General features: G+C 69.8%; 18 protein-coding genes. 8 read left to right on the top strand and 10 right to left on the bottom strand.

The annotated features are described in order from the left end of the window. Positions 1 to 67 precede the first annotated feature (67 nt). Positions 68 to 859 (top strand): PaaX family transcriptional regulator C-terminal domain-containing protein, encoded by a 792-nt coding sequence (locus tag ACIA8G_RS12165; RefSeq protein ID WP_396418419.1) that lies wholly within the window; start codon positions 68 to 70, stop codon positions 857 to 859. Positions 860 to 977: 118 nt separating this feature from the next. Continuing rightward, positions 978 to 1,853 (top strand): multiprotein-bridging factor 1 family protein, encoded by an 876-nt coding sequence (locus tag ACIA8G_RS12160; RefSeq protein WP_396418418.1) that lies wholly within the window; start codon positions 978 to 980, stop codon positions 1,851 to 1,853. 39 nt (positions 1,854 to 1,892) lie between these two features. On the opposite strand, the gene ACIA8G_RS12155 is transcribed toward ACIA8G_RS12160, so the two are convergent. The 3 genes from ACIA8G_RS12155 to ACIA8G_RS12145 all read right to left on the bottom strand — a co-directional run bounded on the left by ACIA8G_RS12155 (position 1,893) and on the right by ACIA8G_RS12145 (position 5,547). Next, positions 1,893 to 4,004 (bottom strand): fibronectin type III domain-containing protein, encoded by a 2,112-nt coding sequence (locus tag ACIA8G_RS12155; protein ID WP_396418417.1) that lies wholly within the window; start codon positions 4,002 to 4,004, stop codon positions 1,893 to 1,895. Positions 4,005 to 4,115: 111 nt separating this feature from the next. Beyond that, positions 4,116 to 5,084 carry an alpha/beta fold hydrolase gene (locus ACIA8G_RS12150; RefSeq protein WP_396418416.1) on the bottom strand — a complete coding sequence of 323 codons (969 nt, stop codon included), beginning with the start codon at positions 5,082 to 5,084 and terminating at the stop codon, positions 4,116 to 4,118. 25 nt (positions 5,085 to 5,109) lie between these two features. Then, on the bottom strand, positions 5,110 to 5,547 hold the full coding sequence (locus ACIA8G_RS12145) for a DinB family protein (protein ID WP_396418415.1): 438 nt from the start codon (positions 5,545 to 5,547) through the stop codon (positions 5,110 to 5,112). A gap of 67 nt (positions 5,548 to 5,614) precedes the next feature. Between ACIA8G_RS12145 and ACIA8G_RS12140 the strand changes: the two genes are divergently transcribed. Beyond that, a complete protein-coding gene (locus ACIA8G_RS12140; protein ID WP_396418414.1) occupies positions 5,615 to 6,187 on the top strand; it encodes a helix-turn-helix domain-containing protein in 573 nt (190 codons plus the stop codon). 14 nt (positions 6,188 to 6,201) lie between these two features. On the opposite strand, the gene ACIA8G_RS12135 is transcribed toward ACIA8G_RS12140, so the two are convergent. Next, positions 6,202 to 6,903 (bottom strand): FadR/GntR family transcriptional regulator, encoded by a 702-nt coding sequence (locus ACIA8G_RS12135; protein ID WP_396418413.1) that lies wholly within the window; start codon positions 6,901 to 6,903, stop codon positions 6,202 to 6,204. Positions 6,904 to 7,032: 129 nt separating this feature from the next. On the opposite strand from ACIA8G_RS12135, the gene ACIA8G_RS12130 reads away from it, so the two are divergent. The 4 genes from ACIA8G_RS12130 to ACIA8G_RS12115 all read left to right on the top strand — a co-directional run bounded on the left by ACIA8G_RS12130 (position 7,033) and on the right by ACIA8G_RS12115 (position 12,172). Continuing rightward, complete coding sequence (locus tag ACIA8G_RS12130) at positions 7,033 to 8,313, top strand: SLC13 family permease (RefSeq protein ID WP_396418411.1); 1,281 nt, start codon at positions 7,033 to 7,035, stop codon at positions 8,311 to 8,313. A gap of 3 nt (positions 8,314 to 8,316) precedes the next feature. Next, positions 8,317 to 9,726: an acyl-CoA synthetase gene (locus ACIA8G_RS12125; protein ID WP_396418410.1), complete on the top strand. Its 1,410-nt coding sequence runs from the start codon at positions 8,317 to 8,319 to the stop codon at positions 9,724 to 9,726. Positions 9,727 to 9,739: 13 nt separating this feature from the next. Further along, entirely contained in the window at positions 9,740 to 11,065 is a 1,326-nt protein-coding gene (locus tag ACIA8G_RS12120; protein ID WP_396418697.1) for a carboxyl transferase domain-containing protein, read from the top strand. Between the two features lie 351 nt (positions 11,066 to 11,416). After that, positions 11,417 to 12,172, top strand: a complete 756-nt coding sequence (locus ACIA8G_RS12115) for an alpha/beta fold hydrolase (protein WP_396418409.1) — start codon at positions 11,417 to 11,419, stop codon at positions 12,170 to 12,172. Here ACIA8G_RS12115 and ACIA8G_RS12110 read toward each other — a convergent pair. Genes ACIA8G_RS12110 through ACIA8G_RS12100 form a run of 3 tightly spaced genes read right to left on the bottom strand, consistent with a single transcriptional unit; the run spans position 12,132 to position 17,287 of the window. Further along, on the bottom strand, positions 12,132 to 14,429 hold the full coding sequence (locus tag ACIA8G_RS12110; protein WP_396418408.1) for an oxygenase MpaB family protein: 2,298 nt from the start codon (positions 14,427 to 14,429) through the stop codon (positions 12,132 to 12,134). The genes ACIA8G_RS12115 and ACIA8G_RS12110 overlap by 41 nt on opposite strands. Before the next feature lie 38 nt (positions 14,430 to 14,467). Then, positions 14,468 to 15,136: a DUF1345 domain-containing protein gene (locus ACIA8G_RS12105; RefSeq protein ID WP_396418407.1), complete on the bottom strand. Its 669-nt coding sequence runs from the start codon at positions 15,134 to 15,136 to the stop codon at positions 14,468 to 14,470. Positions 15,137 to 15,187: 51 nt separating this feature from the next. Next, positions 15,188 to 17,287 (bottom strand): discoidin domain-containing protein, encoded by a 2,100-nt coding sequence (locus tag ACIA8G_RS12100; protein WP_396418406.1) that lies wholly within the window; start codon positions 17,285 to 17,287, stop codon positions 15,188 to 15,190. Positions 17,288 to 17,466: 179 nt separating this feature from the next. Between ACIA8G_RS12100 and ACIA8G_RS12095 the strand changes: the two genes are divergently transcribed. Next, positions 17,467 to 18,387, top strand: a complete 921-nt coding sequence (locus tag ACIA8G_RS12095; RefSeq protein WP_396418405.1) for a DUF1996 domain-containing protein — start codon at positions 17,467 to 17,469, stop codon at positions 18,385 to 18,387. A 114-nt stretch (positions 18,388 to 18,501) separates the two neighbouring features. Here the strand turns inward: ACIA8G_RS12095 and ACIA8G_RS12090 are convergent, their stop codons facing one another. From ACIA8G_RS12090 to ACIA8G_RS12080, 3 genes are all read right to left on the bottom strand, one after another. Beyond that, the gene (locus tag ACIA8G_RS12090) at positions 18,502 to 20,694 is read right to left on the bottom strand and encodes a discoidin domain-containing protein (protein ID WP_396418404.1); all 2,193 of its coding nucleotides are present in this window, start codon (positions 20,692 to 20,694) and stop codon (positions 18,502 to 18,504) included. Between the two features lie 103 nt (positions 20,695 to 20,797). Then, the gene (locus ACIA8G_RS12085; protein ID WP_396418403.1) at positions 20,798 to 21,811 is read right to left on the bottom strand and encodes a LacI family DNA-binding transcriptional regulator; all 1,014 of its coding nucleotides are present in this window, start codon (positions 21,809 to 21,811) and stop codon (positions 20,798 to 20,800) included. 125 nt (positions 21,812 to 21,936) lie between these two features. Then, entirely contained in the window at positions 21,937 to 25,071 is a 3,135-nt protein-coding gene (locus tag ACIA8G_RS12080; RefSeq protein ID WP_396418402.1) for a LamG-like jellyroll fold domain-containing protein, read from the bottom strand. Positions 25,072 to 25,083: the final 12 nt, after the last annotated feature.

Raw genomic sequence — 25,083 nt, 5'->3', positions numbered from 1 at the left:
GTCGACACCAACGTACGTCATTTTGGTGACGGTCGTCTAGATTCTGCCCAACATGTATCGTGACAGCGTGACCCCGCAGTCGCTGATGCTCAACTTCCTCGGCCTGTACGTCCTCGGCCGGGACATCGCCGTGTACTCCGGCAGCGTGATCGACGTCTTCGGACGCGTGGACGTGTCGGAGGAGGCGGTGCGCTCCACGCTGACCCGGATGACCGCCCGCGGCTTGCTCGCCAAGCACCGCAACGGCCGCAAGGTCTACTTCGGACTGACCAGCAGAGCGGGCGACGTGCTGCAGGACGGCGAACGCCGCATCTGGCAGACCGGCGCGGTGAACACGGACTGGGACGGCACCTGGACGCTCGTCGGCTTCTCCCTGCCGGAGGGCCGCCGCGGCGACCGGCACGACCTGCGCTCGCAGCTGCAGTGGGCAGGCTTCGGCCCGATCCAGAACGGCCTGTGGATCGCGCCCGGCACCCGCGACGTGACCGAGATGGTGGAGAGCCTCGGCCTGACGGAGAACGTCACGGTGTTCACCGCACAGCACGCCAAGCCGACGGAGGCGGCGGACCTCACCCGGCGCGCGTTCGACACGGCCGCGATCGGCGCCCGCTACCAGGACTTCCTCGCACGCTGGGGTGGCCGCAAGCCGCTGCCGGAGCTACCGGACGACCTCGCGCGCCAGCTCGTGCTGCACTCGGACTGGCTCGACCTGGTGCGCCAGGACCCCCACCTGCCCGCCGAGCTGCTGGCCGCGGACTGGCCGGCGATCGAGGCCGAGCAGCTGTTCCAGACGCTGGCGACCCGTTATGCGGAGACCGCGGCCCCGCTCGCCGCCGTCATGGAGTCGATCAGCGTCTGAAATTCAAGCGGGTGTTCATTCCCGTTGACCGGGGTCCTTTCACTTTTACGTTCTGACTCCGCTGCTTAGCCGGGAGGAATACCGTCGGAAGGCTCTCGTTCCGGCCACGAGGAGTCCCATGTCCACCTCGCTGGGTTTCGCGGAGGCGTTGCGCGCGGCCATCACGGCGCGCGGTCTCTCGCTCGAACGCCTCCGCGACCACCTCGCCCGGCGCGGTGTCTCCCTCAGCTTCGCCACCCTGAGCTACTGGCAGACCGGCCGCAGCCTGCCCGAACGGCGGGCGTCCCTGCTCGCGGTCGGGCACCTGGAGGACGTGCTGGAGGTCGCGCCCGGCACGTTGACCGCTCTGCTCGCGCCAGGGGTGCGCGCCATCAGACGGCAGGAGAACGGCATCGGCGCGCTGTGGCCGGCGCCCGCGGTGATCGACGACGTGGTCGGCCAGGTCGACACGCACTGGGACCACCGGCTCACCCGCATCAGCCAGCACGACCACGTGACGGTGGGGCCGGAACGCGGCGAGCGGAGGTTCCTGTCACGGCAGGTGCTGCGCGCCGAGGAGGACGGCCCGGACCGCTGGGTGGCGATCGTGCACCTCGACGAGCACGACCGGCCGCTGCCGTTGATCAGACCGCGCCACAACTGCCGGCTCGGGCGCGTGGTCACCCGTCCCGGCGAGGGCCTGCTGGTGGCCGAGCTGCTGTTCCGCGCGCCGTTGCGCCGCGGGCAGACCGTGATCACCGAGCACGAGATCGTCAACCACGCCCCGTACCCGCTGGCCACGAACTACGAGCGCAAGTTCCGGCGCCCGGTGCACGAGTACGTGCTGGAGGTGTCGTTCGACGGCGCCGCGCTGCCCCGCACGTGCACGAGGCACGTCACCGACGTGGACGGGACGCGCCAGGAGTTCGGGGTGCGGCTGGACGAGGGCAACGCGGTGCACGGCGTCGCGCTGAAGTTCGGCCCCGGTTGCTACGGCTTCGAGTGGAGCTGGTGACGGATCCCGCTCGGGGATCCGCCACCACCCGGCACCCGGCTAGACCGTGACGGCCCAACCGCTCAGAACACCCGTGTCACCGGGACCGTTGTCCCCGATGCGCAGTGTCCAGGTGCCGCCCGCGGCCTCCCCCGCCGCCGGGACCAAGGTGAACGTCCTGCCCGCGGGGAACGGCGTGCAGGTGTAGTTGCCACCCGGCCACCTCAGCAGCGGGTACCAGCGGCCGCTCGGGCCGACGAGCGTGACGTTCAGGTCTTCCAGGCAGGTGTGCGTGGCGTCGACCTTGACCGTGATCGGGTTCGCGGCCGCCCCGGTCGCCGTGGATCGCACGGCGCTGACGGCCACCTGGTAGTCACGGATCGGGTAGTCCGTGTCGTTCGTGAACGTCCGGCCGCCGGTGTCACCGGGCGCGGTGCGCGCGGACACCGCGACGGTCGGCTTCGACCTGTTGCCAGCCGCATCGGTCGCCTGGACGGTGAAGCTGTACGCGGTGTCGGGCTTCAGGTTCGCCACCGTCGCGGTGGTGCCGGTGACGGTCGCGGCCAGCGTGCTGCCGTTGTAGACCTCGTACCCGGTCACCCCGACGTTGTCCGTCGAGGCGTCCCAGGCCAGCGACACGCTGCTGGACGTGGTACCGGTCGACCGCAGGTTGCCGGGGGTCGTCGGCGGCTCCTCGTCGCCGCCGCCGGGCGGGGTGCTCACCTTGACCTCGGCGCTCGCGGCCGATGCGTTGCCCGCGGCGTCCTTCGCCTTGATCGTGAACGTGTAGGTCGAGTCAGGCTTCAGACCGGACACGGTCGCGGTGGTGCCGGTGACGGTCGCGGCCAGCGCAGACCCGTTGTAGACCTCGTACCCGGTCACCCCGACGTTGTCCGTGGAGGCGTCCCAGGCGAGGGACGCGCTGGTCGACGTGCTGCCGGTCGACCGGGCGTTGCCCGGCGCGCTCGGCGCCGTCGTGTCGCCGGACCCACCCGTGACGAGCGTCAGCGACCACTTCCGCAGCGCCTCGTTCACGGGCTGGAAGATCGACAGGTCGTCGTCCTGGGTGGGGTTCTGCACGCACTGCGACGGGCCGCCGTCGTGCAGGCCGACCGCCTTGTCGCCGAGCAACCAGCCGCCGCCGGAGTCCCCGCCGCGCGAGCACGCCGTGGTCCAGGTCAGGTCCTCGATGATCAGGCCACCGCCGTAATCCACGGCCTTGTGCGTGTACTTGACCTCGCCGCACTGCCATTTCGAGGTGTTGCCGGAGTGGCAGACGCGGTCGCCGACCATCGCCTCGGCCGACCCGGTCACGGTGATCGCGGGCTGGCCCCAGGTGTTGACCGCCGCGGACAGCGTCCAGCCGGGCTCGGTCACCGCGACCACGCCCATGTCGCCTTCCCGGGCGTTGACGCTGCGGGAGCCGCCGACGTTCGACGTGCCGAGCTTGTTCTGCTGGCCGCTCTGGCCGTAAGCGGCCTGGTTGGCGTCGTTCGTGCAGTGGCCGGCGGTGAGGAAGTGCTTGCCACCGTTGGAGTCCGTCGCGGCGAACCCGATCGAGCAGTTCGACTCCGAACCCGGCCACCACGGGCTGCCCGGCTGGACGGTGCCGGCCTGCTGCGACTGCTGTGACTTCGTTTGCACGACGTTCACACCGGCGCCAAGCGCGCGCACCTTCGTCAGGAACTGTTCGGTGGCTTGGGTCTTCTTCGACGTGTTGACGGTGACGTCGACCTGGTTGTCCTTCAGGTCGACACCCCAGCTGTACACGCCGGGCACGCCTTGCCCGACCAGCTTGCGCACCTCGCCGAGCAACCGGTCCAGCTCGGCGGCGCTCCTGCCGACGATCGTTGCCCTGACACCGAGCGCACTGGCCTGTTCGGCGGCCTTCGCGCTCGTCACCGAGACGGTGAGCGCCTTCGCCTCGGGGTCGAACCAGTGGCCGGCCAACTGCGCGCGCAGGTCCTGGGGCAGGCCCTTGAACTTCTTGTGCGCCTCGTCCTGCGCCACGAGCTGGGTGCGCGCCTGCTCGGCCGAGACTCCCAGCGCCTCCGCCACCCCATTCACCGCGGCGGGCGGCACCGAGGGTTCGGCGACCGCGCCGCCCTGGACCACGGCGAGCACCACCGCCGCACCACATGAGGCAGCTATTGCTTTTCTTCCCAATCGCATGACCGAAACTCCTTCGCAGGCAGGGTGGCGAAAACGTAAGCCAGACCTGCACTTCGAAGGCACGTTTAACTTTTCAGTTCGAATTCCAGAAATCCCGGCCGAGTGCCTTTCTCAGGCACTGCTGAGAAAGCGCACCAGCTCGGCGGTGACGAACCGCGGGTTCTCCTCGACGAGCCAATGCCCAGCGTCCGGCACGTCGGCCGCACGCACGATGTTGGTCAGGCGCGGGGCCGCGATGGCGCGGATCGGGTCGAGTTGTCCTTGCGCGGTCAGCAGAAGAGTCGGCGTGCTGACGGGCGCGGCCGCCGTGGTGTCCCGGACGTCGCGGTCGAGACTGCGGTAGAGGTCGAAGCCTCCGGCGAGGACCTCGGGCCTGCGGTAGGTGCGGGCGTACTCGTCGATCTCGGCGCCGGTGAACGGCGAGCGGTCCGCCGTTCCGCCGAAAGCCGTGCCACCGAAGGACACCTGCGGGTAGAACAGCGCCAGGTACTCGCGGACGTCGTCGCCCACCACGGTTTCCGGTACGCGGCGCTGCGAGTGGAACGCGATGTGCCAGCTCAGCGAGCGGTAGGCGGGCGCGTCGATCCCCGGGCCCGGCAACGGCAGGTCGAGGTAGCCGAGCCGGGCGGTGTCGCCGGGGAACTGGGCCGCGTACTGGAACGCCACGGCGGCACCGAGATCGTGCCCGACGACGTTGGCGTCACGCAGGCCGAGCCGGTCGGCGATCAGCGCGTGCACGTACCGCGCGAGGGTCGCTTTGTCGTAGCCGGACGGGGAACCGCTGCTGTCGCCCAGACCGGGCAGGTCGATGGCGTAGACGGTGTGGTGCTCGGCCAGTTCGGGCATGATCTCCCACCAGCCGTACCAGGTCTGCGGCCAGCCGTGGATCAGCACGACCGGGCTGCCGCTCCCGCCGGTCACGTAGTGCATGCGCACGCCGTCGACGTCGGCGAACTCGTGCCGGAACGTGCCGGCGAAGTCCGGGTCGTGCTGGGTGATGGCGGCGTAGGCGGGCACTTCCGGAGCGGTGGCGCAGGCGCCGAGCAGCAGGGCGAGTGCGGCCAGTGTTGTGCGGATCATGATTTCCTGTTCTGTTTCACCGTGTTCAGCGGCCGGTGCGGCCGTCGATCAGCTCGCGGAGGATGTCCGCGTGGCCCGCGTGACGGGCGGTTTCCTCGATCATGTGGGTGAGCGTCCAGCGCATGCCGGTGAGATCGGTGCACCCGTCGAGGACCTCGTTCGCGAGTGCCACCGCCTCCCGGTAGCGGGCGACGACCTCCGTGACGCTGACGTTCCGGCCGGCGCGGAACGTGGCCTTCCAGTTGGTGACCTCATCACCGAGGAACGTCGCCCGTTCGACGCACGTCAGATGGTGGACGAGGCCGAGCAGGTTCGTGCCGGAAGGCACACCGGCGATGCGGACCTGTGGTTCCGGCGCGTCGTCGACCTTGCGCACGATCGAGGCGCGCAGGTAGTCGAGGAAACCGCGCAGCACCTCGGCTTCACTGCCTCCGGTCCGGGGTGGTGGCTTGTCTCGACGCATGCCGGAAGTCTTGCCAGGCCCGGCGCCGACTGGCACGAAAACTTGCCGTTCTGGCAAGTTGGCGGACGTGGACGACGAAACGAAGGACGTGCTCGACTCGGTGGGGCCGCGGCTGCGCGCGCTGCGGCATCAGCGCGGGGTGACCCTGGCCGAGCTCGCGGAGAAGACCGGCACTCCGGAGAGCACCCTGTCCCGGTTGGAGACGGGACAACGCCGGGCCACGCTCGAGCTGCTCCTGCCGCTGGCCCGCGCCCACGACGTGCCGCTCGACGAGCTCGTCGGCGCGCCGCGCACCGGCGATCCGCGCATCCACCTCAAGCCGATCAAGCGGTACGGCATGGTGTTCGTCCCGCTGTCCCGGCGGCCCGGTGGCACGCAGGCGTTCAAGATGCTCATCCCCGCCGTGCCGGAACCGCTGGAACCGACGCCGCAGACCCATGACGGCTCCGAGTGGCTGTACGTCCTCAACGGACGGTTGCGGCTCGTGGTCGGTGATCGCGATCTTGCGCTGTCACCCGGTGAGGCGGCCGAGTTCGACACGTCCGTGCCGCACTGGCTGGGCAGCGCCGACGGCGGCGCGGTCGAGTTGCTGATTCTCTTCGGCCCACAGGGAATGCGCGCACACGTGCGTTCGAAGTGAACGACCCTGGGCCGTCAGTCCTCCGGCACCCAGTCCAGCAACCGCACCTTCGCCACGGTGCGGACGTGCTTGCGCATCGCCGCGGCCGCCTTCTTGGGTTCCCCCGCGGCGATGGCGTCGTAGATCGCGGTGTGCTGCGCCAGTGAACGGGACGGGCGGCCCGGCTGACGCAGCGACTCGTTGCGGCTCTCGGTGATCTGGCCGGCGATGGTCTTCATGAAGTCCGCGAGCAGCGAGCTGTGCGCGGCGGCCGTGACCGCGGCGTGGAAGCGCCGGTCGCCCTCCACGCCAAACCCGCCGCCGGCGATCTCGTCGCTCATGAAGCCGAGTGCCTGCCGGATGTCCTCCAGCTCGGCGTCGGTGCGGCGTTCGGCGGCGAGCTCGGCGAGCTTCGTCTCCAGTGCCTCGCGTGCCTCGAGCACGTCCGGGAGGCGCTTGCGGCGTTCGACGAGCTGCTCGACCGGTTCCACGTCGAGGGTGTCGCGGACCAGGTAGGTGCCGCCGCCGTGCCGTGCTTCGACGAGGCCCTGGACCTCCAGCACCACGATCGCCTGCTTGACCGACGCGCGGCTCACCCCGAGGCGCGTGGCCAGGTCGCGTTCGGCCGGCAGCCGGTCGCCCGCGTGCAGGTCCGCCTCCGCCACGTACTCGCGCAGGCGATCCAGCACCTGCTCGTACAGGCGGGACTTCACCATCGGCCGCAGTGCCTCTGACATCGGTCCAGGGTAGCCCGCCGAGTGGCTCAGCCACTAGGCCACCTCTTGACAGCTGCTGGACAGAGGGCGGAAAGTGGCTGAGCCACTTGGCCACTGTCCTCTGGGAGCCCAACGACGGGAGCGCCCCCGATGTCCCCCGAACTGATTTCGATCCTCGTGCTGGTCGTGGTGTTCGTCATCGCCACGACCAGGTCGGTCAACATGGGCGCGCTCGCGTTCGCCGCGGCCTTCGGGGTCGGCACGCTCGTCGCGGACATGAAGACCGACGAGATCTTCAAAGGCTTCCCCGGCTCGTTGTTCGTCGTGCTGGTCGGCGTGACGTTCCTGTTCGCCATCGCCAGGGCCAACGGCACCACCGACTGGCTGGTGCACATGGCTGTCCGGCTGGTCGGCGGGCGGATCGCGCTGATGCCGTGGGTGATGTTCGCGATCACCGGAGTGCTGACGGCGATCGGTGCCGTGAGCCCGGCGGCGGTCGCGATCGTCGCGCCGATCGCGATGGGCTTCGCCGCGAAGTACCGGATCAGTCCGCTGCTGATGGGCGTGATGGTGGTGCACGGCGCGCAGGCGGGCGGCTTCTCCCCCATCAGCATCTACGGCACGATCGTCAACGGCATCGTGGCCAAGGAAGGCCTGCCGGGCAACGAGATCGTGCTGTTCCTGGCCAGTGCCGTGGTGAACCTGCTGATCGCGGCCGTGGTCTTCGTGGTGCTCGGCGGTCTGAAGCTCGCGAGGCAGCCCGTGGAGGCTCCTGCCCTGGTCCGCACCGGTGGCGGAGGCGGCGACGGCGAGGAGGTCGAGGAACGCGTCGCGCTGACCACTCCGCGCATCGCCACGCTCGCGGGCCTGGCCGCGCTCGTGGTGGCGGCGCTGGTGTTCGATCTCGACGTCGGCCTCGCCGCGATCACGGTCGCGGTGCTGCTCAGCGTGGTGTGGCCGGAGCAGAGCAAGCAGGCGATCACCCAGATCACCTGGCCGACCGTGCTGCTGATCTGCGGCATCCTGACTTATGTCGGCGTGCTGCAGGCGATGGGCACGATCACGTGGGCGGGCAACTCCGTCGCCGGCGTCGGCGCTCCGCTGCTCGCCGCGCTGCTGATCTGCTACATCGGCGCGATCGTGTCGGCGTTCGCCTCGTCGGTCGGCATCATGGGCGCGCTCATCCCGCTCGCCGTGCCGTTCCTGTTGCAGGGCGACGTCAGCGCGGTCGGCCTGATCGCGGCGCTCGCGGTGTCGGCGACCGTGGTCGACGTGAGTCCGTTCTCCACCAACGGCGCGCTGGTGCTCGCCGGTGCGCAGGACGTCGACCGCGACAAGTTCTTCAAGCAGCTCATGGCCTACGGCGGGATCATGGTCGCGGCGGCACCGCCGCTGGTCTGGCTCGCCCTCGTCGTCCCCGGAATCTGGTGAGTCATGTTCCCCAAGTCGCAGTCGGATCGCGTCGCACTCCGCTTCGGTGACCGCACCCTCACTCACGCCAAGCTGGCCTCGTGCGCGGGAGCCCTGGCGCAGCAACTCGCCGGGCTGCCGAGGGTGGCGGTCTGGGCGACGCCGACCATCGAGACGTGCGTGGCGGTCGTCGCCGCTCTGCTCGCCGGGGTGCCCGCCGTGCCGCTCAACCCGAAGGTCGGCGAACGCGAGCTCGCCCACATCGTGGCGGACAGCGCACCTGCCGCCATCCTCGCGGCTCCCGGCGAACGTCTCCCCGAAGGCCTGCATGCGGTGCCCCGCAAGGACGTCACGCTCGACACCGGATCCGCCGAGCTGCCACCGGAACCGGGGCCCGAGGCGCCGGCGTTGATCGTCTACACCTCGGGCACCACCGGGTCACCCAAGGGCGTGGTGCTGCCACGCCGCGCGATCGTGTCCACATTGGACGCGGTGGCGGACGCGTGGGGGTGGACCGGCAAGGACGTGCTGGTGCACGCGTTGCCGCTGTTCCACGTGCACGGGCTGATCCTCGGCGTGCTGGGTCCGTTGCGCCGCGGCGGCACGCTGCACCACCTCGGCAAGTTCTCCACCGAACTGGTCGCACAGGCGCTCGCCGGCGACGGCACGATGCTCTTCGGTGTGCCGACGATGTACCACCGCATCGCCGAGGAGGTCGGCTCCACGCCCAGGCTCGCGAACGCGCTGAGCTGGGCGCGGCTGCTGGTGTCGGGTTCGGCGGCGTTGCCCGTGCGCGACCACGAACGCATCGCCGCCGCCACCGGGCAACGGGTCGTGGAGCGGTACGGCATGACCGAGACCCTGATGAACACCAGCGTTCGCGCGGATGGTGACCGCAAACCCGGCGCCGTCGGCGTGCCCCTAGCCGGTGTCGAGGTCCGGCTCGTCGACGACAGCGGCGCGGAACTGCACGAAACCGGTGCGGTGGGCGAGATCCAGGTGCGCGGGCCGAACCTGTTCACCGAGTACCTCAACCGCCCGGACGCCACCGCGGAGGCGTTCGCGGACGGCTGGTTCCGCACCGGCGACGTGGGCACGCGCGACGGTGACGGCTACTACCGGATCGTCGGGCGCAAGGCCACGGACATCATCAAGAGCGGCGGCTACAAGATCGGCGCCGGGGAGATCGAGAACGCCCTGCTGGAGCACCCGGCGGTGGCGGAGGTGGCGGTGACCGGCGAGCCCGACGACGACCTCGGCGAGCGGATCATCGCCTGGGTCGTGCCCGCGGGTGCGGCGCCCGCCGCGTCCGAGCTGGTCGACCACGTCGCCCGCCTGCTCACCCCGCACAAGCGCCCTCGCCTGGTGCGGTTCGTCGAGTCGTTGCCGCGCAACGACATGGGCAAGGTGATGAAGCGTGCGCTCCGGGAGTGACCCGGCGCGCGGGATGATCGGCCTGGTGGCGTCGGCGTTCACCGAGCTGCCTGCTCCGTCCGAAGTGGACGGGGAGCTCGAGTGGACGGGTGGCCCTCTGCCCGGACCCGACGGGCCGATCGGGTGGCCGGGCTACGCCGAGGCCCTGGCCCGCGCCACCGAACGCACCGGCGAGCACGAGTCCGTCGTCTGCGGCATCGCCGACATCGGCGGCGTCACGACCATGGTGGTGTCGTTCGAGTTCGGCTTCCTCGGCGGCTCACTGGGCACCCGCACCGGCACCAGGATCCAGCAGGCCTTCACGCACGCACGAGACCACGCCCTGCCGGTCGTGTCACTGGTCGCGACCGGCGGCAGCCGCATGCAGGAGGGCACGCCCGCACTGACCCAGCTGCAACGGATCGCGCTCCAACTCGTGCTCACCCGCGAGGCCGGACTGCCGCACATCTCTGTCCTGCGCGATCCCACCACCGGCGGCGGCTGGGCCACGCTCGGGGCGGGCGCCGACGTCGTGCTGGGTCTGCACGGCGCCCAGGTCGGGTTCGCCGGGTCGCGGGTGCGCCCACCGGGGTACTCGGTCACCCAGCAGTTCGAGGCCGGCCTGGTCGACCAGCTCGTGTCGCACGAGGAGCTGCGCGCCCGGCTGGAACGGTGGCTGCGGCTGCTCACCACCCCCGCGACGGACGTGGCCGCGCCGCCGGCGTTGGGCTCGCCGACGTTGCCGGAGACCGGGTGGGACGCGGTACAACGCGCACGTGCGCCCCAAAGGCCGCGCGCCCCGGCCTACCTCGAGGCCTGGTTCGACTGGCACGAACCGATCAACGGAGATCGCTGCGGCGGCGTCGATCCCGGCGTGCTGTGCGGGTTCGGGCAGCGCGACGGCGTGACGATCGCCTACGCGGCACAATGCGGCACGGCCACCCGCCCGGCCGGGTTCCGCACCGCCGCGCGGCTGGTCCGGCTGGCAGACCGGCTCGGCATCCCGGTGCTCACGCTGGTGGACACACCGGGCGCGGCCAACGATCCGGCCGCCGAGCAAGCGGGGGTCGGCGCGGCGATCGCGGACCTGTTCACGGCGATCGCGGCCGCGCGTGTGCCGGTGACGACACTGCTGATCGGCGAGGGCGGGTCCGGTGGGGCGCTGGCCTTCGCGGCACCGGGGCGGATGTGGGTGACGCCGGACAGCTACTTCGCGGTGATCTCGCCCGAGCTGGCGGCGGCGATCCTGAAGCGCGAGCCGTCCAGTGCGCAGGCGACGGCCGATCAGCTGCGGTTGCGGCCGCAGGACCTGGTCGAGCTCGGGATCGCGAATGGAATCGCGGGCGGCCCGGCGGCATGATCCGCAGTGCCCGCTGATCATGCGACCACGCGTTCACCGATGCCGAACTCGCAAACGGAATCGCAGGCGGCCCGGCGGCACGATCCGCCATACCCTCTGATCACGCGACCGCACCTTCACCGATGCCGAACTCGCAAACGAAACCGCAAGCGGCCCGACGGCACGATCCGCCACACCCGCTGATCACGCGACCACACATTCACCGACGTCGAACCCGCAAACGAAACCGCAAGCGGCCCGACGGCACGATCCGCCACACCCGCTGATCACGCGACCACACGCTCACCAATGCCGAACTTGCAAACGGAACCGCATGCGGCCCAGCAGCATGATCCGCCATACCCTCTGATCATGCGACTGCACGTTCACCGATGGGGCCAGGGACCGCGCGTGGTGCTGGTGCACGGCGCCGTGCTCGGCGGCCGGGAGGCCTGGCGGGCCCAGCGGCCGCTCACCGAGCGGTGGACGCTGCTCGCACCCGACCGGCCGGGCCACGGCCAGTCGCCGCCCGCGCGGCAGGACTTCGAGCCGGAGGCCGCGCTCGTCGCCGACCAACTTCTCGACGAACCGAGCCACGTCGTCGGACTGTCCTACGGCGGCATCGTCTCCATGTACGCAGCCGCGGCGAGGCCGGAGAACGTGCTGTCACTGACCATCATCGAGCCGCCGGCCTCCGGGGTGGCCCGCGGCGTCGCAGCCGTCGACGAGTACGCGGCGTCGGTGCGGTCGTTGATCGAGCTCGCCGCCGACCCGGTGGAGACGTTGCGGCGCTTCTTCGTGGTCGCCGGAGTTCCGGTCGAGGTCCCCGACGAACCCCACGAGACGCTGCTCAAGGGCATCCGGCAGCTGCTCGGCGCCCGCCCGCCGGACGAGGCCGAGCCGCCGCTGTCCGCGTTGCGCGCCGCGGCCTTCCCGATCCTGGTGATCTCCGGCGGCCACGGCGAGGCTTACGAGGTCATCTGCGACACGATCGCCCGGGAGACCGGTGCGCAGCGGGCCGTCTGCAAGGGACGGGACCACCTCGTGCCGGAAGCTCCCGGGTTCAACGCGGTGCTGGAGGACTTCCTCAGCCGGGCGGCAGAGCCAGGTCCTCCCGGTCGGCTCTGAGCAACGCCTCCCCCACGAGGGTCGACCGCGTGCGCCGCCACACGCGGTCGTCGACGATCGAACCGGCGGGGAGTCCGGCCGCCGCGGTGACCGGCTCGACGAAGCCGAGCGAGGTGGTCATGTCGAACGGGTCGACCCGGAGCAGGTTCGCCAGGCCGTCGTCGCAGTAGAACCTGACCAGGTCGGAGAACATCTCGCCCAGCTCACCCGGCAGCGCGGCGCGGAAACGCTGCTCCAGGGCAGCCATCAGGTCCCAGCCAATCGTGGTTCTCGCCCGGCCGCGTCGCCAGATCGTGTCCATCAGGTTGACCGCGTCGTCGTAGTTCCCCGGCAACAACCTCGGGTCGACGCCCATCAGGTGTCCCACCACGGACCAGATGTGGAAGAGGTCGCCGAAATCGCTGTCCGGTGACAGCACCCAGGACCTCCGCAGACCCTGCGGCAGGCAGACGGTCAGCGTGCCCACCGTCGCGGCCAGATCCTCCTGGTTCGCACGGAGCAACTCCGGGTCCACGTACTGGCGCGCCGCCGCGTGCAGCAGCCTGATCTTCTGCACCGTCCGCAGGCCGCGGCCGCCTGGATCGAGCAGACCCCCGTCCGCCAGCACGTCCTCGAGCAGCCGGGTGGACTCCATGCCCTGGCGTGTGTGGCGCAACGCCCACGCCGAGCCGTAGCGAACCGGCAGCAGGTAGCAGCACAGCAACGTTGCCAGGTGCGGCCCCAACCGGTCCCACAGCTCCTGCCCGCGCGCGAGCACCGCGCGATCCGCCCACTCCGGCAGGCCGGCCGACTCGGCGAAGTACCGGCGCACCAACGGCGGCAGGTCCTGCGGCACCTCGTCGCCGTTGCGCACGAACCCGGCCAGCACCTCGTTGACCCGGTCCACCGCACCGAGCTCGTACACCTCGGCGATCGCGGCGTCGGCCAGCGGATCACCGGTCTGCCGCAGCGAGTCCAGCACCGCGCCCTCGATCTGCCGGAGCGTCACCTTCCCGAATCCCATCCACTTCCCGAGCGAGCGAGGCACCTCGGGTTTCCGCCCGGCCGAGCGGGCGGCGAAGCCGGCCAGGAGGATCTGCCGCAGTTCTTCCGCGACCTCGTCGGAGATCGGGATCGCGTAGTCGTCGTCACGGCCGGTCCTGGTCTCGTACACGACCATGCACCAGCGCCACCGGCCGATCCGGGGGGTGAACAGGTCCTCGTACCCGATGCCGTCGTGGCCTCCCCACGTCCGGACCAGGCGGCCCGCGGTCGACACGTCGTCGCTCTGACGCTCGACGATCGCGAAGTAGTTGTACCGCCCGTCCTCGGGCGCGGGCCCGTCATCGTGCTGATCCAGAACGTCACCCAGGCGTTCGGCGGTCTCCTGGTCGATCTCGACGCGTCTCTGCTCGTCGTCGAAGACGCACCTCTCGCGGCCACCCCACAGGCCATCCACATAGGACTCTTCCTCGACGCCGCCATCCACGTCCCACGCGCGCATCACCGCCAACGGCTGTTCGTCGGCGGTCAACCACGCGAAGTACCGCACTCGTGAGCTGTCCGGGTGCGGCCGCCACCGTGCGACGAGGCGGTCGATCTCGGCCTGATCGGTCAGCGGAATCAGCGTGCCGTGGCGATGCCTGTGCCTCACATAGGGAACGACGCTGGTGGAGACCCAGTCGTCGTCCTGCACGTAGCGTTGCTCTCCATCCCGCCCCACTCGCACGATCGATGCCGGGTGCTCCGCGTCGGGGTAGAACGGGTTGACGACGGCGTAGTGCTGAACCTCCGCACCCCCGAACGCGCGGCGGACCAGGACCTCCTCCAGCCGGTCGAGGTCCTCGCGGCTGACCCGGACCCGCCTACCGGCCACCGGCGCCTTGGCCCACACGAGATCCGGCGTGAACCACCACTCGGACTTGCTCGGGTAGTGCAGCTTCACCAAGGTCAACGGGTCGTCGAGCGGGTGCTCCGCAGTCTCGACGGCGTAGTAGAACGATTGTGTGCCAAAGCCTTCAGCCGCATCACGGCTGAGGGCGTGCGGATACGGGTCCATGTCCTCCCGCAGCTCGGTGGGAGCCAGCGACGAGAGCAACCCAAGCGCGTGCCCGGCCTCGATCGGGACGTTCATGAACCAGTCGCGCCAGCGTGGATCCGCGCTTTCCCAGCCGCGGTCCGGCACGTGGATCTCTTCGACGGAGTCACGGATTCTCAGCACCACGAACGGGTTCTTGCGCCCGTCGAGGAGTGCGACGTAACGAAATTGGTGCCTCATGTAGTCCCCCCAAGAACTATGTGGCCCGAAACGTCACGCTACTGGCTACTTATGCTCGCCACCAAGTTGATAGTGGTGGCCAACACACCGGTTCCGAACAGGTACGACAGCAACGAGTGCTTCAAGACAGTGCGTCGCATCTCCCTGCCGGACAGGCTGGTGTCGGACACCTGGAAGGTCATGCCGATGCTGAAGGCGACGTACGCGAAGTCTCCGTAGTCCGGCGGTTCGGACTGGTTGAACTCGATGCCACCGTCCGCGCCGTAGTAGTACAGCCGGGCGTAGCGCAACGTGAAGATCGTGTGCACGACCGTCCACGACAGCACGACCGACAGCACGCCCAGCCCGACGCGCAGGAGTTCCGACGCACCGGTGGTGTGCGCGGCGCGCGCGAGCACGAAGCCGACGGACACGAGGCTCGCGAGCGCCGCGACGATCAGCAGCACCTCGGCGACGCGGCGGGTGGGGTCGTTGCGGACGGCGTGCTGGGCGGTCTCCTCCGCGTCCATCGGCCAGATGACCATCCACGCCCGCACGAGGTACACGAGCGTGGCGATGTCCCAGCCGGCCAGCGGGGCGAACTCGGTGTGGCCCGTCAGCGCGACGACGAGCCCGGCGACCAGGCCGGCCGCGACCGCGACCACGACCTTGGTGCGGTCGAGGACGAAGCCGCCGGGCATCGGGCGGGACGGAAGATCATCCGGCATGGAGCAGGAAGCTACTCCTGCTCCATCAGCGCCGCTGGAGGACGGGCTCGGTCAACGGCGATAGACACCGAACTCGTACAACGAGTAGCCCCAGCCGGTGCCGCGCTGCGTGGCGTGCACCCGGACGTATCGGCCGCTCGCGTTCACGTCGATCGAGTCGACACCGCCGCTGCCGGTGGTCGTGCCGTAGACCGATCGCCAGTTACCACCGTCATCGGACACCTGGATCTCGTAGGCACGGCCGAACGCGCCCTCCCACACCAGCTGCACGTGCTGGAACGCCGTCACCGCGCCGAGATCGACGCTGATCCACTGCGGATCGGCCCAGTCGCTGGCCCAGCGCGAGCCGTTGTTGCCGTCGACGGCGTTGCCGGGCGGGAACGGCGCTCCGTCGCCGACCTGCTGGTAGGACGAGGCCGTGGCGGGCCTGTCGAGAGCCACGTTCGTGCCGTCCGGACGGGGCGCCACGACGCGGACCGACCTCGTCTCGATGCCGATGTTGCCGCGGCCGTCCTCGGCCATGACGTAGACCTTCCACACGCCGAGTCGGTCCGGCGCGGTGACGGTGAGGCGGTTGCCGTTGACCTGGACGGGGGTTCCCGCGAGGCCGCCGCTGTTGTCGAGGTACTTGCTGTTGACCGCGGCCGACCAGCTGATCGCGTCACCGTCCGGGTCGGACACCGCGACGTCGATCGGCAGCGGAGCACCCGCCGCGACCGTCGCGGGCACAGTCATCGCCGAGATCACCGGCGGGGTGTTGGACGGGGTCGCGCCGCCGAAGGCCCGTTGCACCGAGTAGAACGACAGCCGCTTCTTGCCGGCGGGCGTCAGGTTGAACCACACCGCGCCGAAGTCGTACTCGGTGCCGTAGTGGAACAACGTGCCGCCGAACGAGACACCGGTGTGCCCGGTGATGCAGTTCCACGCCTGGGTGTAGCCGTCGCGCTTCTGCACGTCGGTCGGCTCCGACGGCACACCGTTGGCGTCGTTGGGAACCTCCCACTCACCGGCCGGTCCCGCCTCGGTGAGGATGTACGGCTTGGTGTAACCGCCGTCGAGCCAGTCCTGCCGCACCTTGCAGACGCTGCCGTAGGAGTTGACGGCGTACAGGTCGAGATCGGGTGTGTGGGCCTTGAGGTACACCCACGCGCCGGTCCACGCGTCCGTGTTCGTCACCGGGTGGCCGGTGTCGATGGCGTGGATCGCCCGCGCCGCCTCGTTGAGGTACTTGGCGTACGCGACGCGCTGGTTCTCCAGCTCGGCGCCGGAGTAGCAGTTCTGCAGGCCGAGGATCGACTCGTTGCCGACGTTCCACATCAGCACGCCGGCGTGGTCCTTGTACTCGGTGACCCACTGCCGGATCGCGTTCAGCACGTCCGCCTTGTACTGGGCGTCGGTGACGTAGTTGACGCACCCGCCGGAACCGGGACCTCCACCGGGCTGCAGCCAGAAGCCGTTGATGACGCGCAGCCCGTTCGCGGCCGCCGCGTCGAGCAGCGGCCGGGTCGTGGCGTCCGTGCCCCAGGTGCGCAAGGTGTTGACGCCCATGGACTTCAGCTCCGGCATGTACCGCGCGGCGTCGGCGGCGGGCGGGCCCCAGGTCAGGCCCTTCACGGTCCACGGCTGACCGTCCACCGTGAGCTGCCAGTTGCCCTGCGCACCGGTCACGTGCACACCGGAGCCTGACTCGCCGTAGACCCGGAACTCCCACAACGAGATGCCGTAGCCGTTCGCACGTTGGGTCGCGTGCACGCGGACGTACCGGCCGCTGCCGCTCACGTCGTACACCTGCTTGCCGCCGGTCGCTCCGGTGACCGAACGGACGGGCTGCCACGCGTCGCCGTCAGCGGACACCTGGATCTCGAACGCCGTGGCGTGGGCGGCCTCCCAGTCGAGCTCGACCCGGCTGAGCGCCGAGGTCGCGCCGAGGTCGACGCGCAGCCACTGGGGATCGCTCCACGCGCTGGACCAGCGGGTGTCGCCGTTGCCGTCGACCGCGGCCGAAGCGGGCGTGCCCTCGCCCTCGGCCGACGACGCCACAGCGGGCTTGCCTTGGGACAGCAGAGCGGGCGCCGCACTGGCCGGTCCCGGTACGACTGCAAGTCCTGCGAGCACGGCGAGGACCGTGCAGAGGGAGCGGACGCGAACCATCGCGCCTCCTGCCGAAGTAGGGGTGAGACGTGGAGAGCGCTCTCACAACCCTGCGGCGATTGTGGCGAACAAGCGTCAGCGCTGTCAACGGCACCCTCTTGACACCTCGTGCACGGGAGCGGGAGCCTGGTTCGGAGAGCGCTCTCCAAGCCGGTCCCCACGTCGGCAGGAGGACAAGGATGTCCAGAAAACTCAGCGCACTGGCGGTCGCGGCCGCCCTCGTCACGGCCGTTGTACCGATCTTCGGCACGGTCGCCGGTCAGTCGGCCCTGGCCGATGATCTGGTGACGCACCACGAGTTCCAGGCGAACTGCTCCGTCACCACCCACCTCCCGGACGACCCGATCGTCTTGCCGGGACTGCCGGGCGCGTCGCACCTCCACACGTTCCTCGGCAACGACTCCACCAACGCCCACAGCACCAACGACTCGCTGAAGGCAGGTCAGACCAACTGCAGGACGCCGGACGACAAGTCCGCGTACTGGTTCCCGTCGATCTACAACGGCGACCAGGTCGTGCCGCCGAACTTCCCCCAGGTGATCTACTACAAGTCCGGCATCCTGAAGTACCAGGACGTCGTGCCGTTCCCGCCGGGAATCCGGTTCGTGGTGGGCAGTCCGGCCGCGTCGCAGGACGAGTTCCGCACCGCGCCGGGCGCGATCGAGGGCTGGGAGTGCGGCGACAGCACCCACAACTGGGACATCCCGGCCTGGTGCGTGCCCGGCAGCCAGCTCAACATCCGCTACCAGGCGCCGAGTTGCTGGAACGGCCGTGATCTCGACTCGGCGGATCACCGGTCCCACATGGCCTACCCCGATCGCGCTACGCTGGTGTGCCCGGCGAGTCACCCGGTCGCGGTACCGATGATCGAGTTCAAGATGGCGTTCCCGGTGTCGGGTGACATGTCGCGGGTCCGGCTCTCCAGCGGCCGCGGCTACAGCTGGCACTACGACTTCATGAACGCCTGGGACGCACCCACTCAGGCCGCGCTGGTCCGCCACTGCGTCAACGGCGGCCTCCAGTGCGACCCGCGCGGGTACGACCAGTACAAGCCAGATCGGGGAGCCGCGCTCGGACCGGACTACCGGTTGCCGCGGTGAGGTTCCCGCTTTCATGCACCCCAGGGCGGCGCGTGCCCTGGGGTGTTTTCGCGCGGACGCCGCGACCGAGGAGGTCGCGGCGTCCGTCCGGTCTTCACGCGAGAAGCGGCTCGATCACGGGTAGTTCACGACGTAGCGGACCTGGTTCGCCAGGTTCGCCTCACCACCGGTGCCGTTGATGACGTTCGCGATCGTGCCCACCCCGCCGAGCGACACCGCGACCAGGTGCCGGAACCGCACACCGGGCCGGTTCGGCGCCTCGAAGGCGTTGTCGGTGACGACGCTCGGGTCGGCCTGGTTGAAGCAGTAGACGCCGACACCGAACGCTTCGTGCGTGGTCACCGAGTCGCTGACCTTGTAGCCGGCCCAGCCCCGCTGGGAGCCGTTCATCCACGCGGCCTGGTTCGGCGGGTCGTACGGCAGTTCGTTCTGGTACAGGTAGACGCGGCCGCCGTTGCCGTTCCAGACCAGGTTGTGCTGCTGGTAGTGCTCGACGAACAGCCCGTACGCGATCACGTTGTCGCCGTTGACGATCACGCCGTTCTGGCCGGGGTTCGCGGTCCAGCCGACACCATCACCGTGGTCCGCCCGCCACACCCAGGTGTGGTCGATGATCGTGTTGCGGCTGTTGACCCGCATGCTGACCGTCGCCTTGCCCGCCTGCGACCCGCCGACCCGGAGGTAGACGTCGTGCAGCGAGGTGGGGTTCGCCGCGTGATCCGCGGCGCTCGAGTCACCGATCTCCAGCAGCACCGGCGAGTTCTGCACACCAGCGTCGACCAGGAATCCGGCCAGCCGCACACCGTCCACATCGGACGTGCTCAACGCCGCCTTGCCGGTGGTCGGCGTCAGCGTGGCGAGCCCGAGGCCGAGCACGACAGTGTTCGGCCGGGTGACGCGGATCGTGTCGTCGACCTGGTGGATGCCCGGCGTGAGCAGCAGGTGCTTGCCCTGCGCCAGGGCGGCGTTGATGGTGGCGACCGGCGTGCCGGGCTTCACGATGAAGAAGTCCGCGAGGGACACCGACGTGCCGGGGTTGCCGTTCTCCCAGCTCGTACCACGCGAGTTCGTGCGCACGGCCGGAAGGAAGACGCGGTACTCACCGGAGCCGTCGAAGTACAGGAACGGCTTCTCGCGGGTCACCGGCGAGGTGTCCACGACGGTGTGCGACGGGTCCGGGAAGTGGTCGGCCGGCGCGCCCTGGGTACCGGCGAACACCATGTTCCACACCGAGCCCGCCCAGCCGTTGACGAGGTTGCTGTTGCGGGTCAGGAACTGCTGCTGCGAACCGGAGACGACGACGTCGTCGATCTTGCTGTCGACGATCAGGCCGCCGCTGGCCCAGCCGTCGTGGCCGTTCCACAGGTGCGCCTGGCCGCGCAGGTGCATCCGCCGGTACGCCGTGGCCTGCGACACCGCCCAGCGCTCGATCTGGTTGGCGGGCAGCGTCACCGAAAGGTTCTCCGCGCCGCGCCAGAAGTTCTGCGTCGCGTTGCCGAGGTTGTTCGGGTCGTTGCCCTGCTGCAGCCAGTCGGCCTCCACCCGGATGTGGCCGTTGATGTTCACGTCGTCCGGATTCAGTCCGAGCCCGGCGATCTGCGTGTAGAAGCGCAGGTTCACGTCGGCGTTGTACGTGCCGGGCTTGAACAGCACGGCGTGGCGCTGCGGTCCGAACTGGTTGGTCTTCATCTGCGCGGCGATCGAGTCGAGCCGCGACTGCATCTCGGCCTGCGACGACCCCGGCCCGTAGACGTGCACGTTCGGCCCGAAGTCGGGGTTGCGCGGGTCGGTCGGCGGCACACCGGTCGGGTCGGTCACGGCGTAGACACCCAGTTCCCACAACGAATAGCCCCAGCCGGTGCCGCGCTGGGTGCCCAGCACGCGCACGTACCGGCCGGAACCGGTGACGTCGAGATTCTGGGTGCCGCCGGCACCCGTGGTGGTCGAGTAGACGTCGCGCCACGACGAGGAATCCGCCGCGTTGTCGGTCACCTGGACCTGGAACGCCTTGCCGTACGCGGTCTCCCAGTGCAGGGACACGCGGCAGACCTGCTGGGTGGAGCCGAGATCGACCTGCACCCACTGCGGGTCGGAGAACTGCGACGACCACCGCGTGCCCGCGTTGCCGTCGACGGCCGCGGAGGCAGGCGTGCCACCGTTCTCCGTCGTGGACGCGGTTGCCGGGCGGTTAAGAGCAACGTTCGTGGTACCGCACTCGGCAGCACCGGCCTGGGAGGTGCTGATCGTGGTCGCTAAACACAGGGCGGCTGCTGTCAACGCGGCTGCCCTGGACAGGGAAAAGCCCATGATCCTGCCTGACGCGAAGGGGCCGGAAAGCCCGGGGCGAGTGGCGTCCGGACGCCGTGAGAGCGCTCTCCGAAACGTTAACTCCAGGTATCGGGCAGGTCAATCAGGCAGAGGCTCTGACGACGAGTTCCGGTTCGAAGATGATGGATCTCGGCCGTTGTCCCGGTTTTTCCAGGCTTTCCAGCAGGAGATCCGCCATCGCGGCGGCCATGTCCTCCACCGGTTGGCGCACCGTGGTGAGCTGCGGGCGGCAGGCCAGCGCGGGCGCGCTGTCGTCGAACCCGACGACGGCGACGTCCTCGGGAACGCGTTTCCCGTGTGCCTGCAACACGAACACCGCCGCCTGCGCCATCAGGTCGTTCGCGGCGAACACCGCGTCGATCCCCGGGCACTCGGCGAGCAGCCGTTCCATCGCGGCCGCGCCGCTTTCCGCCGTGAAGCCGCCCTCCGCGGTCGGCACGTACGGGAAACCGTGCCGTGCCATGGCATCGCGGAACCCGGCGAGGCGGTCCTGGCTCGCCGGCACGTCCAGCGGACCGGCGATCGTGCCGATGTTCGCCCGTCCGGCCGCGACCAGGTGGTCGGCGGCGAGCCGGCCGCCCGCCTGGTGGTCCACGTCGACGTAGCTCAGCGGAATCGGCGTGCCGGGCCGTGCGTAGAGCACCGCGGGGACGCCGGCCGCCAGCAGCCGCGCGGGCAGCGGGTCCGCGGAGTGCGTGGACACCAGCAGGGCACCGTCGGCGCTGCCCTGCCGCAGGAACTCGACCACCTCGGACCTGGCCTGGTCGGAGTCGGCCAGCATGAGCACCGGGTGCACGCCGTGCAGGCGCAGGAAGTCGACGACACCGGCCGTGACCCTGCCGAAGAACGGGTCGGTGAAGACGTCCGATCCCCCGCCCGCGCCGGAGATCACCAGCGCCACGGTGCCGGTGCGGCGGGTGACGAGCGAGCGCGCCGCGCGGTTGGGCGAGTACCCGGTCTGCTCGATGGCGTTGCGCACCGTCTCCTGCAGCTGCGGGTCGACGTTGCGGGTGCCGTTGACGACCCGCGAGACCGTCGCGCGGGACACTCCAGCGACCCTCGCGACGTCCTCCAGCGTCGGCGCGCCCTTGCTCATGCACCGGTTGTACCACGTCCGGAGAGCGTTCTCCCAACATCAAGAGCACTCGTTGAAGCGCACGCGGGGAGCTTTCGTGCACTCAGACAGCACGTAAGCGCCCCGCGTGCGCCAGTAAACGGGGGTTAGAGGCGGGCGGCCACCTCGCCGTCGGACAGTGCGCGGCCGACCGCGCTGACGTCGTCGATCGCGCCGCGCCAGAAGTCGGTGTTCTGACCACCGAACTTGGCCCGTCCCACCGCGAACGCGCCGGTGCTGGCGGCCGCCGGTCCGGCCGGTGCCGTCGCCACCCGCACCCCGTCGACGTAGAGCCGGATCTCGTTGCCGGCCCGCACCCCGGTCAGCTGGTACCAGCGGCCGAGCTCCGGCGTGATCGAGGCCCTGGCCCGGTTGCCGCCCGGCGTGCTGAACGCGAACCCGCCCTGCCCGTACTGCAGGTAGAACGGATTCTCCTGCTGGCGGCCGTCCTGGCTGAGCGCGGTGGCGTAGTTGCCGGGCAACTCGTCCAGCCGCACCCGTGCCGACACGGTGTAGTCGCCGGTCGTGTCCACCACCGGCCCGTAGGTCTCCGCGGAACCGCCGGTGAACTCCAGCGCCCCGGACTTCCACGCGACACCGGTCGGGCTCAGCGTCAGCGGGTTACCCCCGCCGCTGGAGTCCTCGGCCACCGTTCCACGGCCCTCGTCCAGCTTCCAGGCACCACGCGCCGCGTACGGGTAGGGCTTGCCCGCGTCCGCACCGGCCGCGATCACCCGCCTGTTGATCTCGCGCACCGGACCCGGATCGACCTTGATGCGCTTGCGGTCGTAGGTCCACAGCCCGTTGAGCTCGTTCTCCAGGTCGGTGACCTGCGTGTAGACCGACGCCGACAGCTCAGCCCGCGCCTGGCCGAGGTAGAACGTGCGGGTGTTGTCGACGTACTTCGCCGTCAGCGCCGCCTTGTCCGCCACACCGCTGTAGATGTTCGTGGGCGCACCCGGCCACTGGTGGCCCGGCGTGCGCAGCGTGAAGCCGCCGTGCTCGCCGTCCATCACGACACGCTTGCCGTCCGGACGTGCCGGATCGTTGTTGTTGTAGTCGTGGTGGTCGATGACGTCGCCCTTGCCCGAGTCACCCTTGGAGTCGCAGCAGTTCACGCCGCTGTGCGCGCTCACGATCCGGCTCGGGTCCGCGGCCTTCACGTCGGTCGTGATCTGGCCGGTGACCTCGCGGTCCCACTCGCCCCAGCCCTCGTTGAACACGATCCAGGCGAAGATCGACGGCGAGTTGTGCAGCTGCTTCATCAGTTCGCGGCTCTCGCTGAGGAACGCCTGCTGCGCCGTGCTGTTGTTGCCGTTCTCGACGGACACGAAGTCCTGCCACACCAGCAATCCCAGCCGGTCCGCGTGGTAGTACCAGCGGGCGGGCTCGGCCTTGATGTGCTTGCGGACGGAGTTGAAGCCGAGATCCTTCTGCGCCTTCAGGTCGAACTCGAGCGCCTCGTCGCTCGGCGCGGTGTTCAGGCCGTCCGGGAAGAAACCCTGGTCCAGCATCATCAACGAGAAGATCGGCTGGCCGTTGAGCGTGAGCTTGGGCGTCCCGCCGACGTTCGCCATGCCGATGGACCGCATGCCGAAGTAGCTCTTGATCCTGTCCTGGCCCAGCGAGACTTCGAGCTGGTAGAGGTACGGGTCGTCCGGCGTCCACAGGTGCGGGTCCGGCACCGGCAACGCCAGCGCGGAGTTCGCCGGCCCGGTGACGGTGCCGACCTGCTTGCCCTGGGCGTCCTTCGCGACCGCCGTGACGGTGGCGCTGGTCTTGGACGCGACGGTCAGCTTCAGCGTGCTGGTGGCGAGGTCCGGCGTCATCTTGATCTCGTCGACCGCGGCGTCCGGGACCGGCTCCATCCACACGGTCTGCCAGATGCCCGACGACGGCGTGTAGAAGATGCCGCTGGGGTTGCGCGACTGCTTGCCCTTCGGCTGGTTCGGGCCGGTCGTGTCGGTGACCGCGACGACGATCTCCTGCGCACCGCCGTTGCGCAGTGCGTCGGTGATGTCCGCGCTGAACGCCGTGTAACCACCGGAGTGCTCGGCGACCAGCTTGCCGTTCACCCACACCCTGGCCTCGTGGTCGACCGCGCCGAAGTGGAGCCGCAACCGTTGCCCGGACCCGACCTTCCAGTCCTGCGGCACGGACACCGTGCGGCGGTAGAACATGTGGTCCTCGTGCCGTTCCAGCCCGGAGAGCTGGGACTCGATCGGGAACGGCACGATCACCTGCTCCGGCAGCCGCTGCCCGAACACCGGCTGCTGGCCGGCCTTCGCGGCCGCGAACTCCCAGGGACCGTTGAGGTTGAGCCACTTGTCGCGTTCGAGCTGCGGCCTCGGGTACTCCGGCAACGGGTTGCGCGGGTCGACCTTCTCGCCCCACGGCGTCTTCAACCGCCGCGTCGAGGAGTTCTGGACCGTGCGGGCCGTCTTCTCCACCTTCCGCCCGTCCACCGCGAGGTCACCGGCGCCGTCGTAGAACAGGCGAACCCGCTGGCTCTTCAGCACCTCCTCGGCCAGCCTGATCGTCAGGCTGGTGCGGCGCGCGGTGACGACCGAGATCGGCATCGGCGTCGAGTCCACCTCGACCCGGAGGTGGTCCTTGAGGCCGGCGGTGTTCGTCACGCGGCCGCCGAACTCCATCGTCAGCGACCGGCCGTCCCCGGACACGACCGCGGTGCGCGGCACGACCTGGAAGTCCGCCGGTGGCGTGAACGCCGACTCCGGCACGATCTGCTTGCCGATCGACCCGTTCGACCAGCGCAGGAACATGTTGGCGCCACCGGTGTCCTGGAACATCTCCAGCCGGAAGTCGTACTGCCGCCCCGCGGTCAGCGCGACCGGCGCGCTGGTCTGCTCGCGGTCCCAGTCGCCGACCCAGTGGTCGATCACCGGTTTGCCGTCGATGTGCAGCCGGAAGCCGTTGTCACCGATCGCGTAGAAGGTGTAGTCGCCGGTCTGCGGCACCGTGATGCGGCCGGTCCAGCGCGCCGTCGTGTGTTCGGTGCGCCCGGCCAGGAACCCGAACACCGATGTCAGGTCCCGGTGGTTCACCTCGGCGTCCAGCACGGTCCCGGCCAGGGTCGCGAAGTCTCTCGCGCCCGGCGCCGACATGGTGAAGTACTCGCCCTTAAGGCCGTGCACTGGCTCGGCGGCACCCGCTGATGGCATGCCCTGCACTATGCCCAACGCCAGCAGCAGCGCGACGAATACGGGGGCGGCTTTCCTCATCGACGAGATCCC

The organism is Lentzea sp. NPDC051213 (assembly GCF_044455585.1).
In the GTDB taxonomy this organism is placed as follows: domain Bacteria; phylum Actinomycetota; class Actinomycetes; order Mycobacteriales; family Pseudonocardiaceae; genus Lentzea.
The sequence above is the reverse complement of the archived record's forward strand: the minus strand, read 5'-3'. Positions and strand labels throughout refer to the sequence as shown.